This is a genomic window from Mesorhizobium captivum (assembly GCF_033977165.1).
Taxonomy (GTDB): domain Bacteria; phylum Pseudomonadota; class Alphaproteobacteria; order Rhizobiales; family Rhizobiaceae; genus Mesorhizobium; species Mesorhizobium captivum.
Genome location: NZ_JAVIJB010000022.1, coordinates 49,087 through 69,485, shown reverse-complemented (window position 1 = coordinate 69,485; position 20,399 = coordinate 49,087). Strand labels below are relative to the sequence as shown.

Sequence of the window (20,399 nt, the reverse complement as noted above, 5' to 3'; positions counted from 1 at the left end):
GCAGGAATTGGCCATGAGCAAGATCAAAAACATAGACATCGCGCCAGCCCAGTCTGCCGATGTGCCCGCACACGGCATTTCCTTCGGCGAGGCCGTCCGCGTCTGGGCGCGTGTCGCCGCGTTGAGCTTTGGCGGCCCTGTCGGCCAGATTGCGGTGATGCACCGGATCATCGTGGAGGAAAAGCGCTGGATCGGAGAAAACCGCTTCCTCCAGGCCCTGAACTATTGCCACCTCCTGCCAGGTCCGGAAGCGCAGCAGCTCGCGATCTACATCGGCTGGCTTCTGCACAAGACCAAGGGCGGACTGGTTGCGGGTATTCTCTTCGTGCTACCCGGCGCTGTCGCCATCATGGCCCTCAGCTGGGTCTATGCCATTTTCGGCAACGTCGGGGCGGTCCAGGCGCTGTTCTTCGGGCTGAAGGCAGCAGTTTTGGCAATTGTGATCGAAGCCGTGCTCAGGATCGGTCGCCGCGCCCTGAAGAACAATGTCCTAAGGGGGCTGGCCGTTGCGGCCTTTGTCGCGCTCGCATTATTCCATGTTCCGTTTCCGCTGGTTGTTCTTGCAGCAGCCCTCATTGGGTATTTCGGCAATCGGGTTGGCTGGGCCGCTTTTGCACCGGGCGGTAGCCACGCCAAGGTCGGCGGCAAGCAAGTCGCCGATGCCGACACGGCGCTCGGTGAGGAGACGCCCGCCCATGCGCGCCCAGCGATAGGCTGGTCCCTCAGGGTTGCCGGCATCTTCCTGGTACTGTGGCTCGCTCCCACTCTCGTCTTGTGGGCGATGTTCGGGCAAGGCAACGTGTTCACGGATATCGGTTTCTTCTTCTCCAAGACGGCTGCGGTATCGTTCGGCGGCGCATACGCGGTGTTGGCTTATGTCGCGCAGCAAGCTGTCGACCACTATGGCTGGCTGAAGCCGGGCGAAATGCTGGACGGCCTCGGCATGGCTGAGACGACGCCCGGCCCACTCATCATGGTCACGCAATTCGTCGGCTTCATGGGGGCATACAGATCGCCGGGCTCCATGTCGCCGCTGCTCGCGGGCACGCTCGGCGGCCTTCTCACGACGTGGGTGACTTTCGTCCCCTGCTTCCTATGGATCTTCCTTGGGGCTCCGTACATGGAAGTGCTGCGCAGCAACAAGGCGCTGTCTGCGGCGTTGTCGGCGATCACAGCTGCGATCGTCGGCGTCGTTCTCAATTTGGCCGTGTGGTTTGCGTTGCACGTCCTGTTTGCTCAGCTCCATCAGATTCATGGCTTTGGGATTACTGTGGATGCCCCTGTCATGACGTCCTTGAAAATCGCCTCCCTGATTCTGACGCTTGGCGCGATGGTGGCAGTCTTCCGCTTTAAGGTTGGTATGATCCAGGTGCTTGTGGGGTGTTCCGTTTTGGGGATGCTCTATGGGGTTCTCGTGGCTGGTCCGATTTAAGCACCAACCGCGGGGTTTTCAGGCGGGCGATTCGAACCAGTTATGTTATTCTTCGCCCCGCGGTTCGCCAGACCATACGAGATCATACGAAGGATATGGGTTGGCTAACCATCCACTAAACCATTGATTTTCCTTAGAAGTATCACATCCTCCGGGCCCACCAACTTGTTAAAAATCGATCGCTTACACCTACTTGTTTATAAGTAGGTGTAAGTGCTCTCCGTCAAAGTTCTGGGTTCCAAGGAAATTAGTTGGGCTTTTTGTCCGTCAATGTCTCCTTCTCATCGAAAGCACTGGACGCCTGCCTACCTCAAGAATGCTCTTCGAAAGTGATGACCGAGAGACAGAGGCGCGAGCATCTCACTCCCGAAGGAGAATCCCGTATCGAAGCTCCATTCGAACGCGCATTCAGCCCGACGATATCGCAGCGATGACGTTGTTCCTGGCCGCTGATGACAGCGCGCTGTGCACGTCGCAAGAATTTATCGTGGACGGCGGTCGGATCTAGTTCGAAAGATCGCGGCGAAGGCTATCGCGCAGACGATCGACCGCACGAAGATCGCATATCGGGTTTTGAAGAATCCCGATCTCCAGGTCGTCGAGTTGCGGAAGTCCCTCAACATCCTGGATGACACGAAGTGAATCGGGAACACTGCACAACGCCAAGCCCGCGACGGATAGCCCGGACCGGACGACCGTCACGAGGCCTGAGAGGCTAGCGCTGGAATAGGTGCAGTGGTACGCGCGACCGCTATCGGCAAGCGCGCGCAGTACATGCGCGCGGGCCGTTCCTGTTTCGAAAAGAGCGACGGGGAGGGGATCGGAATACCAGGCTGCGTGTGTTGGAGACGACACCCACACCAATCGTTCCCGCCTCAGTACTTCAATGCTCTGATCCGCGGCGCGCGTCACAACCGCAAGGTCGATTCGATTGTCGCGGATTGCCCTATTCAGCCTCTCCGAAGGCTCGCAGACCAATTCGATGACGACCCGCGGATGTTCGTTCGCGAACCGCCGTAGAATCTGCGGAAGCAGAGAGGCGGCGTAGTCGTCCGGGACGCCGAGACGAACACGCGCCAATTCCGATTGCCGGGTAATCGTCGCCGATGCTTCGTCGGATAATGCCAAAAGACGGCGTGCGTATTCGAGCAACTGGTTGCCGCTCGCATTTGGAACCACGGCCTTGGGTGTTCGGACAAGGAGCTGTTTTCCCAGGGATTGCTCCAGCCTCTGCATCTGCATGCTTACGGCGGACTGGCTGCGGCCAACATAGGGCGCGGCTGCTGTGAAGCTCTCCGTTTCGACGACGGCGACAAAAGTGTTCAGGAGTTCAAGGTCGAGTATCGTGCGCATTTCGCTATCAGCATATCGAATAGCGATTAACAATTCTATTCGTTTGATTGGACGGCATCATTGACCAGAATGTGGACATCGGCCACGGGGCGGCCGACGCCGTGTTCGACATTGATCCAGCAAGGACCTGCTACTGCCCATGGAATCGAGTTTCGCCCATTTTGCCAACCCTCGGCGTCTCTCTCCTGAGGCCGAAGAGCGCGCCGCCAGTTCCGTCGCGAACCTCTCGGGCTGGGAGCGCGCCGTCGGCGAGATCAGATCCTGGCCTGAATACGGCGAGCAACCACTGCATAGCTTAGCCAAGACTGCCAGGCGTCTGGGGCTGGGAGAACTGTTCTTCAAGGACGAGAGTCAGCGCTTCGGCCGCCAGTTAGGCAGTTTCAAAGCCTTGGGTGCGCCCTACGCCGTGTCGGTCTTGCTGGCCGACGCAGTCGAGAATGAAACGGGCAGACGGCCGACGTCGGCGCAATTGCGAACCGGAGAGTTCCGGGAGATCACCGGGCGTATCACGGTCTGCGTTGCGACCGATGGTAACCAGGGCAAGGGCTTGGCATTCGCGGCCAAGACATTCGGGTGCCGATGTGTGGTTTACATCCATGGCCACGTCAGCGCCGCTCGGAAGGATGCCATGGAAGCCTACGGAGCGATCGTCATCCGCGTGGACGGAGAATATGAGGCCTCGGTAAATCGCGCCAAGGAAGATGCCCGCATGAATGGATGGAGTTTCGTTTCCAGCACGTCATGGGACGATTACCGGGCGAGCCTCCCACGCAATGTCATGAGCGGTTACATGGTGATGGTGGAGGAAGCCATCGCGCAAGTGCCGTCCCTGGATGGGATCACCCATGTCTTCATGGCGGCCGGGGTCGGCAGCATTCCTGCTGCCGTGTTTCTGGGAATTGCGCAGCGGCTTAAAGCGAGTCTCCCGCGGTTTGTTGTCGTGGAACCCTCGGAGGCGGATTGTTGCTACCAAAGCGCGAAGGCGGGCGGTCCGACGCCGTCGGCGGGAACCCTGAGAACCATCATGGCGGGCCTCGCATGCCGCGAGGTTTCTCCCGCTGCCTGGACACTGTTGGATTGGCTCGTTAGCGACTTCGTCACGATACCGGATGATTGGGCCGAGGACGGAATGCGCGCCTTGGCGGATGGCGGCGGTGACGTCCCGATCGTGTGCGGGGAGTCGGCGGCCGGAAGCACAGGCATACTCATCAAATGCCTAACCGACGATGCGTTGAAGAGAGCCTTGGGGCTCGACGCGTCGAGTCGCGTCCTGCTGTTCGGATGCGAAGGTGCGACTGATCCCGGGATATACACCAGGATCGTCGGCTCGACACCGGAGGCCGTTTTTGACCGCCAGGGCGGTCGTTGACGAGCACCGGGCGGTAACGCGCTGAGTTCCTATTTTCGAATTGATGCTTGCTGTGGGAAAAGATAGCTCGCCCTTGTCCTTGGCCTGCACAATATGGTCGAGAACCGGTGTCGCATGCGGTCGACGACCATCTCGACCAAGGTCTGGAGGCGCTGGAGCCCGGCCAGGGCATGAGCGGGCCAGCTTGCGGCTTCAACTGGCGGCCGATCGACGCCTGAGGCTTACCGGATCGGCGTCTCGCCGCGAAACAGCGGTTGGTGCGCCCGCATCAAGGCGGTAACCCGATCGGCTACTTTTCGTACCGGCGGGGAGTGACGTTCCTCGTGATGGGTAACAATCCATTGGTCGGTTTCGAGTTCGGGGATAGGCTGAGCGACGCGAACCAGCCGCGGATCGCTGTCACCCACGAAGCATGGAAAGATCGAAAGGCCGGCGCCAGCGGCCACCAGTTCGCGCACCGAATGGGTGTTGTTGCCGCGCACGGCGATGCGGTCGCCGTGATGGGCTTGCAGCCAGCGCGCCGAAGCAACGTTTGCCCCTTCGCCGGTGACGCCGACGAACAACCCGGCGGCGATGCCGTTGATCAGGTGGCGTCCGGAATAGATGGCGTGGGCGACCTTGCCGCTCTGACGACCGGCCAGCCACTGTTCGGTCGGGCGCTCGTTGCGGATGCCGATGTCGGCGGCACGGCGTCCGATGTCGACCCGGTGGGTGGTGGTGACGAACTCCACCCTGATGCCGTCATCGACCGTCCAGATCTCGCCGATATGGGCGGAAACGAAGGCCGAGGTCCATGGCCCGGCCGAGATGCGGACAATGCGGTCGGGCAGGCTTCCCTCGCGCCAGCGGGTCAGCGACTGCATCGCAGCCTCGACGTCTTCGGCGCGCCGCAGCAGTTCTTCCCCGACCGGGGTCAGCCGGTAGCCGGTCTGCTGACGCACGAACAATGGTTCGCCGACCTGCTTTTCGAGCGCGGTGACGCGTCGTCCAAGGGTAGCCGCGCTGAGGCGCGTGGTTCCCGTCGCTGCGCTCAAGCCACCCAGCCGCGCGACGTCCAGAAACAACCTCAGATCGTCCCAGTCGATATCCATTTTGCAGAAATGAAAAACTCCTTGCGACCGTGGCTGTAGCGCGAAGCGGGTATTAGACGCAAGTATGCAGGCATTGCAGGCGTTGGACAATCTTGCCTGGCGCGACAGTGACAAGCCTCTCGAACGGCCAGGACGCCAGCACAATTCGTTCGATCGCGTATGGGTTTGTGCGGATGCTTTGCGCATTCGAGTGACCCAAGCGGGCGGGGGATTCCGCGCCAAAGGAGACGACAATGCTGTATGAACTTCGACACCGTTTCGTCCGCTGGCTTGCCTATCGCCAGACGCTTGCGAGCTTGCGGCAGGCCCCGGACAGCACACTGGTGGATGCCGGCATTTCTCGCGATGAGATCCGCGAACGTGCCCGCCACGCCAGCCTGCGTCGTTAAGATAATGGAGGCGGGGATGCAGATGATGGAGCTTTGGGATGGCCGCTCGGTTCCGCGCATGGGGATCGGCACCTGGGCGGCAGGTGGCGCTGCGCGCTGGCGTGACACGGCGACCATCTACGGCGAGGTCGACGATGTCAGGTCGCAAGCCGCGCTGGCATTGGCCTATGACATCGGCGCGCGGGTATTCGACACAGCTGCCGCCTATGGCGCCGGCAATGCCGAACTGATCCTCGGGCGGGCGTTGAAGGGCAAGGACGACGCCGTTATCGTCACCAAAGTCGGCTATTTCGGCGATCCCGAAACGCGGAAGATCGCTCCCGAGGATGCCTCCGCCGCGGCGATCCGGACTTCGATCGACAATTCGCGGCAGCGCCTGCAGCGCGATTGTATCGACGTCGCGCTGCTGCATATCAACGAGTACCCGATCGAGCGCGCCGGCGAGGTGTTCGATACGCTCGGCCAATTGCACCAGGAGGGCAAAATCGGTGGCTTCGGCTGGAGCACCGATCACAGCGAACGGCTTGCTGCCTACGCGCCGCGCGAGGGTTTCGTCGCCGTAGAGAACGACTTCAATGTGTTTACCCCGGCGAACGAGCTGATGGCCGTTGCGGCGCGCGAGAACCTCGTCTCGTTCAGCCGGCTGCCCCTGGCCATGGGGCTGCTCACCGGTAAATACACGCCGGCCATGAAGCTGCCCGCCGACGACGTGCGCGGCGGGAACGCCGAATGGATGGTGTTTTTCAGGGATGGCGCCGCCAACCCGCAATATCTGTCAAGGCTCGCGGCAATCCGCGACCTGCTCACCTCGGGCGGGCGCACGCTTGCACAGGGCGCGCTGGGCTGGATCCTCGCCAAGTCGGCGATCGCCTTGCCGGTTCCCGGCTTCACGCGGCCCGAGCAGGTCGAGGACAATCTCGGTGCGCTGGAAAAAGGGCCGCTGCCGGCGGCGGTAATGGCCGAGATCGACGCCGTGCTGAATATTGCCGAGACCGCTTAGTGTCCAGACAGCTTCGGCGCGGCGACGTGCAAATGCCCGCTCTAGGACTTTCCTATGCCTGCCGGCGCCCGAAACTCTTCACGATATCGGTCGTTCAACCTGTCGAGTCGGGTCGTGAACTAACTCATATCGGCCCTTGCCTTCGCAAATTTCAAAGCAGGTGCTCATGCAGGAACGCGATCAGGCAGAAATCACAGGCGGCCGATTCGACTGCTCATCACCCTCGCGGATAGGTTTACCGCCAACAAAGCGGCGCCAGCCGCCGAATGACGAGATGTCGGAAGCGTCTAGCAAGCCCACGGTTTCGACCAGGAAACCCTTGGCCGAACTGCGGTCTTCGAGTTCGATGGTGCCGATGCCAAGCGGCGCAGGAATGGCTGCAACAAAACGGCCGAAGGCTTCGTGGCAAAGTCGCCAGACCTCGACATCGATCGGCATGCCGCCTTCGGCGACACGGATTAGGCCGGGCTTTGGCACGGACTGGCCAGCCAAGGCATAGAGCCTGTAGGCGGCGGCGGTCCTGGTCTCCCGTAGGAATTGCGCGCCGAGTTCGGCGAGCTGGCAGCTGAGCGGCATCCCCGACAGATGCGCGCCGACCACCACAAGGTCGATCATGCCGTCGCCAGCCGGAGTGGCCGCTGGCTGCGGGCCGGGTTGAGGCCAAGCCGTGGCGCCGAGCGGCAGGCCGCTCGCCGCATGCAGGTCGCGGGCAAGCGCCGTCGTCAGCGTATCGCGCCCCGCGGCGGCCAGCAGGGTAACGCTCATCGGCAGGCCGTCGTCGCGCTTGCTGGTTGGCACGGCGATGCCGCACATGTCGAGCAGATTGACGAAGTTGGTATAGGTGCCCAGCCGGCTGTTGGTTGCGATCGGATCGGCAAGCACGGCATCGATCGTGTAGTGGGTCGGCGCGGTAGGCACGCAAAAAAGGTCGACGGAGGCGATGACCGGGGCGAGCAGCGCCTTACAGGCCTGCAAGGCATAGAGCCCGCGGAAGGCGTCGGCGGCCGACAGGTTTCTGGCGCCGCCGATGATCTTGCGCGTGACAGGATGGAGCGCCGCTTCATTCTCCTCGAAGAAATCACGGATCGCCGCATAGCGCTCCGAAACCCAGGCGCCTTCGTAGAGCAGATCGGCGGTGGCATAGAAATCGCCGAACGGTACTTCGACAAGTCGGGCGCCGAGTCCCTCCAGCGTGGCGAGAGCGGCCTCGAAACCCGCCTGCATCGAAGCATCCCCGAAGAATTTCCGGTCCGCAGCGGCTGGAACGCCGACGGTCAGTGCGGGCGGGCGCGGTCCGAGTGGTCCTGTCGGAACCGCCTTGGAATAGGGATCGGTCGGATCGAAACCGGAGGCGGCGCTGAGCACGGCGAAGGCATCATCGACGGTTAGGGCGAAGACCGAGACGCAGTCGAGCGTCCGGCAGGCCGGCACCACGCCTGTCGTCGACAGGGCGCCGACGGTCGGCTTCAGCCCGACAATGTTGTTGAGGCCGGCCGGAATGCGTCCGGAGCCAGCGGTGTCGGTGCCGAGCGCGAAAGAGACGATGCCGCGCGCCGTCGCCACCGCCGAGCCCGAGGAGGAACCGCCGGGCACCAGGTCCTCGTCAATGGCGTTGCGCGGAATCGGCCAGGGCGTGCGCACGCCGACAAGCCCGGTGGCGAACTGGTCGAGATTGGTCTTGCCGACGACCAGCGCCCCGGCCGCCTTCAGCCGTGCCACCACCGTGGCGTCTCTGTCCGGCCAATAGGTATATTCGGCACAGGCCGCCGTCGTCGGCATGCCGGCGACGTCGATGTTGTCCTTGACGGCGAAGGGAATGCCCCAGAGCGGTTTCGCCACCGGATCGAACGGGCCGAGGGCGGCGGCCGCCGCCAGCAGTATCCTTTTGTCGGGCAGATGGATGAAGATGCCGGGATCGTCGGCGGCGGCGAGGCGGGCATAGACAGCGTCGACCACCTCCGCGACCCCGGTACCAGCCCGATAGGCCGCGTGCAGGCTGCCGATGTCAAAGCGGATGTCGCTCATCCCGTCTCCCCCAGAATGATCACCGGCAGGTCCCATTGGATCAGCACGACGCAGCCATCTCTCGTCCACACCGAATGCTCTGTGCCGACCGGGTTCAAGACGACGCTGCCGGAGGGATAGTCGCCGTTCTCGTCGCTCTGGATGCCTTCCAGCACGACGATGGTCTCCAACCCGGCATGGCGATGGCGCGGCACGCCGGCGCCCGGCTGGTATTTGAGAAGCGCCACCGACGGTTCGACCGGTCCGCCCTTGAGCAACCAGTGCACCGTCACGCCATCGCGGAAAGGCTCGAACGCCAGATCACGCCAGGCGACGTCGAGCAGGCCGGCAAAGGCAAGATTAGGCATTCGCGATTCCCTCGAGCACCTGTTCGGTCGTCGCCGTCCAACCGACGATCGCGCCTTGCGCCCTGATCATGGCCAGAGCCGCTGCCTTGAATTCGGGAAAGTAGCTTTCCGTCGCATCCTCGGCGACCAGGCACTCATAGCCCCGGTCGTTGGCCTCGCGCATCGTCGTCTGCACGCAGACTTCCGTCGTCACGCCGGCAAAGACCAGCTGGCGGGCGCCGAGCCGCTTGAGGTCATGGTTGAGTGCAGTCGCGTAGAAAGCACCCTTGCCGGGCTTCTCGATGACGATCTCGCCGGGCAGGGGCGCGAGCTCGTCGAGGATCGCGGTGCCGGGTTCGCCGGCGATCAGCACGCGCCCCATCGGGCCGACGTCGCCGATGCGGATCGAGGGACTGCCGCGGTCGCGCTTGGCTGGCGGCAGGTCCGAAAGATCCGGCCTGTGGCACTCCATAGTGTGGATCACCGGCAGGCCGGCGGCGCGAAAACCCTCGATCAGCCGCTTCACGGTCGGCACGATCGCCACCACCCGGCTGACGTCGTTGCCGAGGCTGGCGCCGAAGCCGCCCGCTTCGGCGAAGTCGCGCTGCATGTCGATGACGATGAGCGCCGTCGTCCCGGGGTTGAAGCCAAAGGCGAAGGGCAGGGCTGCGATTTCCGCCATCAGTGGTGGCCCGCCATATGCTCGCCAATCATCTGCACGCTCGCCTGCGCGATCGGAGTCTCGTAGACCAGCGCGCCGTCGGACATGACGAGGATGCGATCGGACAGCTCCAGCAGCTCGTCGAGGTCTTCCGACATCAAGAGCACCGCGGCGCCCGCATTGCGCGCCTTCATGATGCGGGCGCGGATTTCGGCGACGGCGGAAAAGTCGAGGCCGAAGCATGGGTTCGACACGATCAGTAGGTCGACTTCGCCCGTCAGCTCGCGGGCGAGCACCGCGCGCTGCACATTGCCGCCCGATAGCGAGGCGATGGGCGAGGAGAGCGACGCCGTCTTGACCTTGAACTGCTCGACCAGGCGAGCGCTGAAGGACTTGATGGCGCCGGCGCTAACCCAACTCACCGGCTTGCCGTTGCCGTCGACGTCGAAGGTGCGGAAGGCAATGTTCTCGGCCACCGTCATCCTCGGCGCGCAGGCATTCTTCAGAGGCTCCTCCGGGATGAGGCGGACGTTGAGCGCGCGCGCCTCCGAGCGCGTCGCCGCGTAGGCGGCGCCGCGAACCATGACTTGGCCGGCGTCGCGGGCGCGCTGCCCGGCCAGCACCTCCAGGAATTCCTTCTGGCCATTGCCGGAAATGCCGGCGATGCCAACGATCTCGCCGGAGCGCACGCCGAGATCCGCGATGTTGATCGATTTGAGGCCAGTGCGGTCCGGCGCTCTCAGCGCCGTGACCTTGAGCACGATCTCGGCGTCCGGCTTCGGTTCGGCGCGGCTGTCGAGGGCCGCGATCGGCTGGTCGCCGATCATCATCGCCGCCATCTCCGCGTGCGAGAGATCGGAGACCTTACCGGCCCCGGTGAGCCTGCCCTTGCGCAGCACCGTGATGTCGTCGGCGAATGCGGTCACCTCGTGGAATTTGTGCGAGATCATCAGCACCGTGAGGTCGCCGGCCCTGGTCATGCCGCGCACCAGGCCGAGCACTTCCTGCGCCTCGCCTGGAGTGAGCACGGATGTTGGCTCGTCCAGCACCAGGAAATTGCGGCCGAGATAGAGCTGCTTGATGATCTCCAGCTTCTGCTTCTCGCCGGCGGCAAGTTCGGCCACCTTGACGTCGAGCGGCAGCTTGAACGGCATGCGCTCCATGAAGGCGGCCAGTGCTGTGCGCTCCTTGCGCCAGTCGATGACGCCGGGCACCTTTTCGCGCGAGATGACGAGGTTCTCGGCGCCCGTCAGCGAGGGGACGAGCGTGAAATGCTGATAGACCATGCCGAGGCCGAGCGCCGAGGCATCCCTGGGGCTGGCGATCGTCGCTTCGCGTCCGTCGACCAGCATGTCGCCCGATGTCGGCTGGTAAAAACCCATCATGCATTTAACCAGCGTCGACTTGCCGGCGCCGTTCTCGCCGAGCAGCGCGTGGAAGGACCCGGCAGGCACTTTGATCGAGACGTCGTCGAGTGCCGTGAAAGCACCGAAGCGCATGGTCATGCCGATCGTCTCGACGCCGATCGCCTTGCCCTGTGAAGGTCCGCTCATCGCCGGCTCCTCAAGGCAGCTGGGCAACGAGCGCAGCGGAATTCGACACCGCGCCGAACACGCCGCCCTGCATCTTGATCATCTTGATCGCCGCCAGATGGTTGTCGTAGTCGGTCGCTCCGCAGCAATCCTCCAGCATCACGCATTCGAAGCCGCGGTCGTTCGCCTCGCGCATGGTGGTGTGCACGCAAACGTCGGTGGTGATGCCGGTGAGCACGACGTTGTCGATGCCGCGCTGGTTGAGGATCAACTCGAGATCGGTGGCGCAGAACGAACCCTTGCCGGGCTTGTCGATAATCGGTTCCCCCTCGGCCGGATAGAGGTCGGGGATGATGTCCCAGCCCGGCTCGCCGCGCACCAGGATGCGCCCGCAGGGGCCAAGGTCGCCGATGCCGGCATTGATGCGGCGCGAGCGCCAGCGCTTGTTGGCGGGCAGGTCGGCGAGGTCCGGGCGGTGGCCCTCGCGCGTGTGGATGATGGTATAGCCCTTGGCCCGCATGGCCGACAGCACCGACTTGATCGGCTCGATCGGCGCCCGGACCAGCGACAGGTCGTATCCCATATGGTCGACATAGCCGCCCGAGCCGCAGAAGTCGGTCTGCATGTCGATGACGATCAGCGCCGTGTTGTCCGGCCTCAGATCGCCATTGTAGGGCCAGGGATAGGGATCGGCATCGATGTAGCGCTGGGTGATCTCGGCTCTGGCGTTCATGGCGAAAACTCCGGTCTTGCGAGCGCTTCCTGGGACGCAGTCATTTGGTGATCGACAGTTCGCCGGGCGCGCCGGCGAGGGTGCGGCTTGGCGACGAGGTGGCGATCATGATGATGAGGGTGAGGATGTAGGGCGCGGCATAGAAGAGGTAGTAGCCCTGCGTGACGCCCACCGATTGCAGCGCCGGGCCGAGCGCGCCGGCGCCGCCGAACAAGAGCGCGGCGGCGAAGCAGCCGAGCGGATTCCAGCGCGCGAAGATGACCAGCGCCACCGCCATCAGCCCTTGGCCGGACGAGACGCGTTCGGTCCAGCTGCCGGGATAGTAGAGCGACAGATAGGCGCCGCCGATACCGGCGAGCGCGCCGCCGACGCCGGTGGCGAGGAGGCGAACCGTGTTCGGGTTGAGGCCCATGGCGCGCGCGGCATTCGAACTGTCGCCGACCACACGCACGATCAGGCCGACGCGCGTGTTGCGGAAGGCCCAACAGAGCAAGACGGCGAGGGCGGCACCGATCAGGAACAGAACGTTGACGTTGAGTGCTGCCTGTACCTGCGGGATGTCGGACCAGGCGCCGAAGGGGATCGCCGGTAGGTCCGGCGCCGAGGGCTGGATGAACGGCTTGCCGAAGAAGAAGGCGAGGCCCGAGCCGAACAGCATCAGGGCGATGCCGATGGCGATGTCGTTGACCTTCGGGAATTTGCAGATCCAGCCGTGGAAGAGGCCGAAACAGAGGCCGGCGGCGGAGGCGGCCAGCAGGCCGAGCCAGGGCGAGCCGGTCATCACCGCCACCGCGTAGGCGGTCATGGCGCCGAACACCAGCGTGCCCTCGAGGCCGAGATTGATGCGGCCGGAGCGCTCGGTGATGGCTTCGCCGAGCGAGACGAAGATGAAGGGAGTGGAGACGCGGATGGCGCCGCCGAGGATGGCGAGCGGAACGCCCCAGAGCCCGATGCCGGTCGCGTCCATCAGGCGCTCCTCTGCCAGAGGTCCGGGTTGAAGAGCTTGAAGCGGCCGTAGAAGGTCTCGCTGAACAGGATGACGATGAACAGCATGCCTTGCAGCACCAGCACGGTGGCGTCGGGCAGGTCCATGCGGCGTTGGATCAGGCCGCCGGATGCGTCGATGCCGCCGAGCAGGATCGCGACCGGGATGATCGCCAGCGGATTGTGGCGGGCAAGAAAGGCGACGAGGATGCCTGTATAGCCGTAGCCGGCGGCAAGCGAGCCGTTGGCGCTGCCTTGCACGGCAGCGACTTCCAGCATGCCGGCAAGGCCAGCGAACCCGCCGGCGAGCGCGGTAAAGCCGACGATCAGCGGCCCGACGGCAAGGCCCTGGACCTGTGCCGCCCTGACGTTGCCGCCGGCGATGCGGGCGGCGAAGCCCCAGCGCGTCTTCTCGATCAGCAGCCAGGAGAGGACGCAGGCGAGGATGCCAACGACGAGCCCCCAATGCACCTCCATGCCGGGGATGTTGGCAACGCGGTAGATGTCGGCCAATGGCTGGGTCGAGGGCTTGTTGAGCGAGGCCGGGTCGCGTAGCGGCCCTTCCACAAGGTGGTTCATCAGGGCGATGGCGATGTAGGCCATCAGCAGGCTGGAAATGGTCTCGTTGACGGCGCGATTATGGCGTAGCACGCCGACGGCACCTATCCAGATGCCGCCGGCGGCCATGCCCGCCACGCCCATGGCAAGAATGACGATGAAGGATGGGGCGCCGCCCAGCGCCACGCCGATGGCAGCGGCGGCGACGCCGCCGAGCACGATCGCGCCTTCGCCGCCGATGACGACCAGGCCGAGGCGCGCCGGCAGCGCCACGCAGAGCGCCGCCAGCAACAGCGGCGCGCCGCGCGACAGCGAGTTCTGGATGGAGAACCAGGAGCCGAAGCCGCCCCGCCACATCGTCTGGTAGAGCTGCACCGGCGATTTGCCGACAGCCAAGATGAACAGGCTGAACAGCGCCATGCCGACGATCAGCGCCGCGAGCGGAATGACGAAGCCCTCCGCCCGCCTGGCGATCCACTCGAGCGCCGCCGGATAGCCCCTGGCGCCGAACGTCGTCGGCGCGCCGGCATCTGCCATCATGTCTGTCATGCTGCCGCCTCCGTCCGGTTCAGGCGGTCGAGCCCACGACGCCCTCGATGAGATAGTCCATGCTTTCGAGCTCGATGGCGGTCTCCACGAAGGCCTGGCCTGCGGTGGCCACGACGGCGCCCTTGTTGCTCTTCAGGGGACCCTTGATGACCGAGAAGCCGCCCTTCATCATTTCGGCCAGCGTCCCGTCGAACTGCTTGCGCGCCGCTTCGCCGACGGCGGGACCGAGCGGGCTCATCTTGACGAAGCCGTCGGCCAGGCCGCCGCGCGTGAAATTGGGCAGCGGGGCGCCGGTGATGAGATCGTCGACGAACATCTTGTAGACCTTGGCCCAGTTCCATTCCGCGCCGGTCAGGTATTTTTCGGGCGCCAGCGGGCTCTGGTTGGCGTGGTAGCCGCAGACGAAGGCGCCGCGTCCGGCGGCCGTCTCGACCACCACCTTCGGGCTGTCGACGTGGCAGGTGATGACGTCGGCGCCCTGATCGACCAACGCGTTGGTGGCCTCGGCCTCCTTCACCGCCAGCGACCATTCGCCGGTGAAGATTACCTGGCAGGTGATCGCCGGATCGACCGAACGCGCGCCAAGCAGGAAGGAGTTGATGTTGAGCAGCACCTGCGGGATCGGCTTGGCGGCGACGAAGCCGAGCTTCTTCGACTTGGTGGTGTGACCGGCGACGACGCCGTTGAGATACTGGCCCATGCCGATATAGCCGAAGTAGGAACCGGCGTTCATCGGGTGCTTGTCCTTGTTCCACATGCCGCCGCAATGGCGGAACTGGACGTCGGGGAACTTTCCGCACAGCGCGAGCATGTGCGGGTCAAAATAGCCGAAGGAGGTCGGGAAAATCAGCGACGCGCCGTCGAGATTGATCATCGATTCCATCGTCTTCTGGACGTCGACCGTCTCGGGAACGTTCTCCTCCTCGACAATGGATATGCCTTCAACGGACTTTAGCGTCGCGGCGCCCTCGGCATGCGCCTGGTTATAGCCGTAGTCATCCTTCGGGCCGACATAGATGAAGCCAACTGTGACGGAGGCAGCGCGTGCCGCAAGGATTGGAAAGGCTGCCGATGCCAGCCCGAGCGCCGCTCCGGCGGCCGAAGTCTTGAGCAGATCGCGGCGGCTAAGCATGAATCTCTCGGTCATGTGAATGCTCCCCTTCTTGGACCCCAATCTGGGGCCGGTTGATGTCTCGCCAAGAAAGTGCATGCAATCACTGTGCCAGTTTCAAAGCGCCGTTTATTTAATAAAATCAAAGAGCGACTTTAGCGCTCGTGCATAAAGGCAAGGCAAGTGCATGCACTTATTGCCTTCGAAATGATCAATTTGACATGGGGGTCAAAATATAGGCATACAGAAAATGCAGCCTGAGTCGAATCAGCCTGTGAACGTCCGGCTTGCGGGCCTACGGACGATAAACTGGACGGAGGAGACGTGTCGGGAAAGCGCAGCCTGGTCAGGTCGGGCACGACCGTGGATCAGATGGTGAGGGCGATCGCAGACCGCATCGTCACCGGCTATCTGCGCCCAGGCGAAAAGCTCGACGAGGTCTCGCTTGCCGCGCGCTTCGATGTCTCGCGGACGCCGGTCCGCGAGGCGCTTGGCCAGTTGAGCGCTATCGGACTGGTTGAGAGGCGGCCCAACCGGGGCGCTATAGTCGCCGTGGTAACGCAGCAACATCTCGCCGCGATGTTCGAAAGCATGGCCGAACTGGAGGCGATTTGCGCCCGGTTCTCTGCCGAACGCATGACCGGTAGCGAGCGCCGCGCGATGGAGAGCGAGCACGAAGCCTCGGCGCGGATGGTGCAACTCAGCGCCGAGGAGGACTACGAGCATTTCAACACCGAGTTCCACACCCGGCTCTATCGCGGCGCCCACAACGCCCATATCTACGAAATGGCCGTCGTGACGCGTAGCCGGCTGGCGCCGTTCCGCCGCGCCCAGTTCATGCTGCCGGGCCGGCTCGCCAAATCCTGGCAGGAGCACGATGTGATCGTCACCGCGATCATGCGCGGTGATGCCGCGGCTGCGGGCAAGGCCGCCAGGGACCACGTTTCCATCGTCAGCGAGGCGAGCGCCGTTTTCGCGGCTGATGATCGCAAGACGTTTGGGCGGAACGTGGCCTGAAAGTCCCGTATCTGGTGCAATCACGATCTTCGTGTAGTCGCAGACGATGTCTGCCAGGAGGTGGCAAGCCGATCGCTATGGCAGACATGCGGCGCGAAGCGGAAATACGGTGGACGGCGTGGCCATTCACGCGCAGTAGTAAAATCATCGGGGAGATCATACGGACGATACGGAATGGCCTCTAATTTTGGCTCGCGAAAAAGTTAATGAAAGCAATAGCTTCTATACATCCTCTGGGCCACCATTGTCGTTGAAATTGTTTGGTAAAACTTACCTTTGCCTACGCCTTGTCCGCACTATGCGCCCCGTATGCGGCACAGAAGGCGCCCGGGAGTGCCTCCGTTTTCTTCTAATCGATCTGAACTTCCAATGCCGATGTGATGGCAAATGGCTTCACCGCGGTCCCTCGACCAAAAAGTAGCATGGAGTCGCGCCGGCGCATTGATTGAATCAATTATCCCGATATACAAGCTGATTTCGGGTATAGATTGCATAGGCTGGCAAATCCATGAGTCGCAATTTCCTGGTGATCGAACCCGAGGAAGGCATTGCCGTCCTCAAGGGCCTGGCCTCTTCGGCACGCATCTCGATGCTGAAACTGCTGCATGAGAAGGGGCCGATGAATGTCAATGACATCGCCGCCCTGCTGTCGCTGCCGCAATCGACGGTCTCGACGAATATACAGGTGCTCGAGGATGCTGGCCTGATCCGTACCGAGAACCAGAAGGCGAAGAAGGGCAGCCAAAAAATCTGCTTCCCGACCGCCGAGGAAGTGCTCGTGGTCTTCAAGAGCGAGTATCGTTCGCTCAAGAACGACGCGATCGAAGTGTCGATGCCGATTGGGCTCTACACCGGATTCGAGGTCACCGCGCCCTGCGGTCTTTGCTCGCCGGACGGGATCATCGGTCTGCTCGATGTGCCCAACACTTTCCTCGATCCGGACCGTATGAAGGCTGGTTTGTTGTGGTTCACGCGCGGTTTTGTCGAATATCAGTTCCCCAACAATGCCAAGCTCGCCAACGCCGAGATTACCGAGCTCGAACTGGTAGTGGAGCTGTCCTCGGAGGTGCCTGGCACCAGCGCCGATTGGCCCTCCGACATCACGCTGACGATCAATGGCGTCGATGCCGGAACGTGGACGTCACCCGGCGATTTCGGCGACAAGCGCGGCGTCTTCACGCCCTCCTGGTGGAAGCTCAAGGGCTCACAATACGGCAAGCTGAAGAATTGGCGAATTTCCACTGACGGCACCTATGTCGACGGTGTCAGGATTTCCGAAACCAGCCTCGCCGCCCTCGACCTCAAGGGCCATCATTCAATCCGGGTCCGTATTGGCGTCAAGGACGATGCCAAGCGTCCCGGCGGTATCAATATTTTCGGCAGGGGGTTTGGAAATTACGACCAGGACATCCTGCTCCGGATCAAAACCGGTTGATATCATCAAATCGGGTCTAAAAAATAACGCAGCGATTTCAATGTGTTGATTTCGTTTGCGACCGTGATTGTCAGTCAATTGTCAGACTTTTGGTGGTTTTCGCTTGACGAATGGAGTTTGCTTCCCTTTGATATCGAATAAGATGATTTAAATCATCATTTATGATACCGTCGGAGGAAATGCATGAAGGCGGCGATTACGGCGCATCCGCGTTATGTTGTCTCGAAAATCGATCCGAGGCTCTATGGGTCCTTTATCGAGCATCTTGGGCGGGCGGTCTACACCGGTATCTATGAGCCCGGCCACGCGACGGCGGATGACAATGGCATGCGTCGGGACGTCATCGATCTCGTCAGGGAACTCAATGTTCCGATCGTCCGCTATCCCGGCGGCAATTTCGTGTCCGCTTACAATTGGGAAGACGGCGTCGGCCCCAAGGAAGAGCGCCCGGTGCGCCTTGACCTTGCCTGGCACACGTCGGAGAGCAACGAAGTCGGACTGCACGAATTCGCCAACTGGTGCGCCTCGGCCAACACCGAGATGATGCTTGCCGTCAATCTCGGCTCGCGTGGCCTCGACGAAGCCCGCAACTTTCTGGAATACACCAATCATCCCGGCGGCAGCGAGTGGAGCGACAAGCGCATCGCCAACGGTCGCAAGGAGCCCTTTGACGTCAAGCTCTGGTGTCTTGGCAACGAAATGGACGGCCCCTGGCAGATCGGCCACAAGACCGCCGACGAGTATGGCCGCCTGGCCCACGAGACCGCCAAGGCGATGCGCGCCTTCTCCAAGTCGCTCGAACTCGTGGTCTGCGGCTCGTCAAATGCCAAGATGCCGACCTACCCCGAATGGGAAGCGACCGTTCTCGACCACACCTATAACGAGGTCGACTACATCTCGCTGCACATGTATTTCGACAACGAAGCGAATGACGCGCCGAACTATCTGGCCATGAGCGAGAAGCTCGACGAATACATCGTCTCGGTCGCCGGCGTCATCGACTATATCAAGGCCAAGAAGCGCTCCAAGAAGCAGGTTTACATCTCGTTCGACGAATGGAACGTCTGGTACCATTCCAAGGAACAGGACAAGAAGATCCTTGGCGGCAATGACGGCTGGCCCTTCGCCCCGCCGTTGCTCGAAGACATCTACAATTTCGAGGACGTGCTGCAGGTTGGCCTGATCCTCAACACCTTCATCCGTCGTTCCGACGTGGTCAAGATCGCGTGCCTGGCGCAACTGGTCAACGTCATCGCGCCGATCATGACCGTTCCTAATGGCCCGGCATGGCGCCAGACAATCTTCTACCCTTATCTCTATGCCTCGATCTATGGCCGCGGCAATGCGCTGGATCTCAAGGTGGAAAGCCCGAGCTACAGGTCCACCGTCGCGGGCGACGTCTCCTATGTCGACGTCGCCGGCGTGCACGACACGGAAACCGGACATGTCACCTTCTTTGCCATCAACCGCCATTCGAGTGAGGAAATCGAAACCGTCATCGACATCACCGGCTTCGGCGCGGCTGACATCGTTGACCATCAGCTGATGGCGCACGCGGATCTGAAAGCCGTCAATTCGGCCGAGAACCCCAACAATGTCGGGCCCAAGAAGGGGACCGGCGCCTCGGTGGCGGGCAGCAAGCTGAGCCTGGCGCTGCCACCCTATTCCTACCAGATGATCCGCCTGAAGCTCTGACTTTCACGCGCATCGTCGTGCATGCGCCGAGGAGGAGCGTCGACGTGACGGCCGATATCGAGATCAGGAATGTGAGCAAGCATTTCGGTGCCATGACGGTGCTGGACGATCTGTCCCTCTCCATCAAGGCACGCGAATTCATCGTGTTTCTTGGACCGTCTGGCTGCGGGAAATCGACGCTTCTGCGCATGATAGCGGGCCTCGAAACTGTCGATAGCGGCGAGATTGCCATCAACAACGAACGCATCGATCATCTGCCGCCGGGCAAGCGCGGCATTGCCATGGTGTTCCAGTCCTATGCGCTTTATCCGCACATGAGCGTGCGCGACAACATGGCGTTCGGGCTCGAGAATATCGGCATGTCGCGCCAGGTCATCGACGCGCGGATAAACGAGGCCGCCCGCATCCTCGAAATGGCGCACTTGCTCGAGCGCAAGCCGGGCCAGCTCTCGGGCGGCCAGCGCCAGCGCGTCGCCATCGGCCGTGCGATCGTAAAGGAGCCGAAGGCCTTCCTGTTCGACGAGCCGCTTTCCAATCTCGATGCGGCCTTGCGGACCCGTACCCGCATCGAACTTGCCCAGCTTCACCAGCGCCTGCAATCGACGATGATCTTCGTGACCCACGACCAGGTCGAGGCGATGACGCTCGCCGACCGCATCGTCGTCATGAACAATCGCAAGATCGAGCAGATCGGCTCTCCCATGGAGATCTACGAGCGCCCCGCGACCAAATTCGTCGCAGGCTTCGTCGGCGCACCGGCGATGAATTTTGTCGAGGCGACGCTCGACAGATCGGGCAGGAATGCCACGGCGAGGTTTGCGGACGGTATGTCGGTTCAAACTGAGATCGCCTCCAACCAGATGACCGATGGCAAATACACTTTCGGCATCCGTTCGGAAGATGTGCGCATCGTCCCCGCCGGACAGGGCAATGCCGATGGCATGGTGGATGTGCTCGAGCGCCTCGGCGAACGCACCTTGATCTACGCCCGGCTGGGCGATGGCCAACAGATCGTCGGTTCGGACGTCGGCAACAGCCGCGTTGCGGTCGGCCACAAGGTCGGGCTCGCCTTCGACGGCCAGAAATCGCATCTGTTCAGCGAGAACGGCCGCGCCTGGCACGCGAGGGAGGTCTGATAT

General features: G+C 62.5%; 19 protein-coding genes. 9 read left to right on the top strand and 10 right to left on the bottom strand.

The genetic code is table 11. The annotated features are described in order from the left end of the window. Positions 1 to 13 precede the first annotated feature (13 nt). Positions 14 to 1,432 carry a chromate efflux transporter gene (chrA, locus tag RFM40_RS19330; protein ID WP_320227947.1) on the top strand — a complete coding sequence of 473 codons (1,419 nt, stop codon included), beginning with the start codon at positions 14 to 16 and terminating at the stop codon, positions 1,430 to 1,432. A 316-nt stretch (positions 1,433 to 1,748) separates the two neighbouring features. After that, positions 1,749 to 1,940: an SDR family oxidoreductase gene (locus RFM40_RS19325; protein ID WP_320227948.1), complete on the top strand. Its 192-nt coding sequence runs from the start codon at positions 1,749 to 1,751 to the stop codon at positions 1,938 to 1,940. Here the strand turns inward: RFM40_RS19325 and RFM40_RS19320 are convergent. Continuing rightward, on the bottom strand, positions 1,937 to 2,785 hold the full coding sequence (locus RFM40_RS19320; protein ID WP_320227949.1) for a LysR substrate-binding domain-containing protein: 849 nt from the start codon (positions 2,783 to 2,785) through the stop codon (positions 1,937 to 1,939). The genes RFM40_RS19325 and RFM40_RS19320 overlap by 4 nt on opposite strands. Before the next feature lie 139 nt (positions 2,786 to 2,924). Between RFM40_RS19320 and RFM40_RS19315 the strand changes: the two genes are divergently transcribed. Further along, positions 2,925 to 4,154: a diaminopropionate ammonia-lyase gene (locus RFM40_RS19315; protein ID WP_320278028.1), complete on the top strand. Its 1,230-nt coding sequence runs from the start codon at positions 2,925 to 2,927 to the stop codon at positions 4,152 to 4,154. 221 nt (positions 4,155 to 4,375) lie between these two features. On the opposite strand, the gene RFM40_RS19310 is transcribed toward RFM40_RS19315, so the two are convergent. Continuing rightward, positions 4,376 to 5,245 (bottom strand): LysR family transcriptional regulator, encoded by an 870-nt coding sequence (locus RFM40_RS19310; protein ID WP_320278027.1) that lies wholly within the window; start codon positions 5,243 to 5,245, stop codon positions 4,376 to 4,378. Positions 5,246 to 5,478: 233 nt separating this feature from the next. On the opposite strand from RFM40_RS19310, the gene RFM40_RS19305 reads away from it, so the two are divergent. Together RFM40_RS19305 and RFM40_RS19300 are read left to right on the top strand one after the other, a co-directional pair. Continuing rightward, positions 5,479 to 5,634, top strand: a complete 156-nt coding sequence (locus tag RFM40_RS19305; RefSeq protein ID WP_320227952.1) for a YjiS-like domain-containing protein — start codon at positions 5,479 to 5,481, stop codon at positions 5,632 to 5,634. Between the two features lie 16 nt (positions 5,635 to 5,650). Further along, the gene (locus RFM40_RS19300; RefSeq protein WP_320278026.1) at positions 5,651 to 6,634 is read left to right on the top strand and encodes an aldo/keto reductase; all 984 of its coding nucleotides are present in this window, start codon (positions 5,651 to 5,653) and stop codon (positions 6,632 to 6,634) included. A gap of 180 nt (positions 6,635 to 6,814) precedes the next feature. On the opposite strand, the gene atzF is transcribed toward RFM40_RS19300, so the two are convergent. Genes atzF through RFM40_RS19260 form a run of 8 tightly spaced genes read right to left on the bottom strand, consistent with a single transcriptional unit; the run spans position 6,815 to position 15,149 of the window. Continuing rightward, positions 6,815 to 8,659: an allophanate hydrolase gene (atzF, locus tag RFM40_RS19295; protein WP_320227954.1), complete on the bottom strand. Its 1,845-nt coding sequence runs from the start codon at positions 8,657 to 8,659 to the stop codon at positions 6,815 to 6,817. Beyond that, positions 8,656 to 9,006, bottom strand: coding sequence for a cupin domain-containing protein (locus RFM40_RS19290; protein ID WP_320227955.1), 351 nt, complete (start codon positions 9,004 to 9,006; stop codon positions 8,656 to 8,658). Before RFM40_RS19290 ends, atzF begins: the two co-directional genes overlap by 4 nt. Then, positions 8,999 to 9,667 carry a cysteine hydrolase family protein gene (locus tag RFM40_RS19285; protein ID WP_320278025.1) on the bottom strand — a complete coding sequence of 223 codons (669 nt, stop codon included), beginning with the start codon at positions 9,665 to 9,667 and terminating at the stop codon, positions 8,999 to 9,001. Before RFM40_RS19285 ends, RFM40_RS19290 begins: the two co-directional genes overlap by 8 nt. Beyond that, complete coding sequence (locus RFM40_RS19280) at positions 9,667 to 11,199, bottom strand: ABC transporter ATP-binding protein (protein WP_320227957.1); 1,533 nt, start codon at positions 11,197 to 11,199, stop codon at positions 9,667 to 9,669. The genes RFM40_RS19285 and RFM40_RS19280 overlap by 1 nt, the downstream gene beginning before the upstream one ends. A gap of 10 nt (positions 11,200 to 11,209) precedes the next feature. Then, positions 11,210 to 11,911, bottom strand: coding sequence for a biuret amidohydrolase (gene biuH / locus RFM40_RS19275; RefSeq protein WP_320227958.1), 702 nt, complete (start codon positions 11,909 to 11,911; stop codon positions 11,210 to 11,212). 40 nt (positions 11,912 to 11,951) lie between these two features. After that, complete coding sequence (locus RFM40_RS19270) at positions 11,952 to 12,878, bottom strand: ABC transporter permease (protein ID WP_320227959.1); 927 nt, start codon at positions 12,876 to 12,878, stop codon at positions 11,952 to 11,954. Next, positions 12,878 to 13,993, bottom strand: coding sequence for an ABC transporter permease (locus RFM40_RS19265; protein ID WP_320228004.1), 1,116 nt, complete (start codon positions 13,991 to 13,993; stop codon positions 12,878 to 12,880). Before RFM40_RS19265 ends, RFM40_RS19270 begins: the two co-directional genes overlap by 1 nt. 28 nt (positions 13,994 to 14,021) lie before the next feature. Then, complete coding sequence (locus RFM40_RS19260) at positions 14,022 to 15,149, bottom strand: BMP family ABC transporter substrate-binding protein (protein ID WP_320227960.1); 1,128 nt, start codon at positions 15,147 to 15,149, stop codon at positions 14,022 to 14,024. A gap of 306 nt (positions 15,150 to 15,455) precedes the next feature. On the opposite strand from RFM40_RS19260, the gene RFM40_RS19255 reads away from it, so the two are divergent. From RFM40_RS19255 to RFM40_RS19240, 4 genes are all read left to right on the top strand, one after another. Next, positions 15,456 to 16,130 (top strand): GntR family transcriptional regulator, encoded by a 675-nt coding sequence (locus RFM40_RS19255; RefSeq protein ID WP_430691709.1) that lies wholly within the window; start codon positions 15,456 to 15,458, stop codon positions 16,128 to 16,130. A gap of 508 nt (positions 16,131 to 16,638) precedes the next feature. Then, positions 16,639 to 17,565 (top strand): ArsR/SmtB family transcription factor, encoded by a 927-nt coding sequence (locus tag RFM40_RS19250; RefSeq protein WP_320227961.1) that lies wholly within the window; start codon positions 16,639 to 16,641, stop codon positions 17,563 to 17,565. A 183-nt stretch (positions 17,566 to 17,748) separates the two neighbouring features. Beyond that, a complete protein-coding gene (gene arfA / locus RFM40_RS19245; protein WP_320227962.1) occupies positions 17,749 to 19,260 on the top strand; it encodes an arabinosylfuranosidase ArfA in 1,512 nt (503 codons plus the stop codon). 44 nt (positions 19,261 to 19,304) lie between these two features. Then, positions 19,305 to 20,396 carry an ABC transporter ATP-binding protein gene (locus RFM40_RS19240; protein WP_320227963.1) on the top strand — a complete coding sequence of 364 codons (1,092 nt, stop codon included), beginning with the start codon at positions 19,305 to 19,307 and terminating at the stop codon, positions 20,394 to 20,396. Positions 20,397 to 20,399 lie beyond the last annotated feature (3 nt).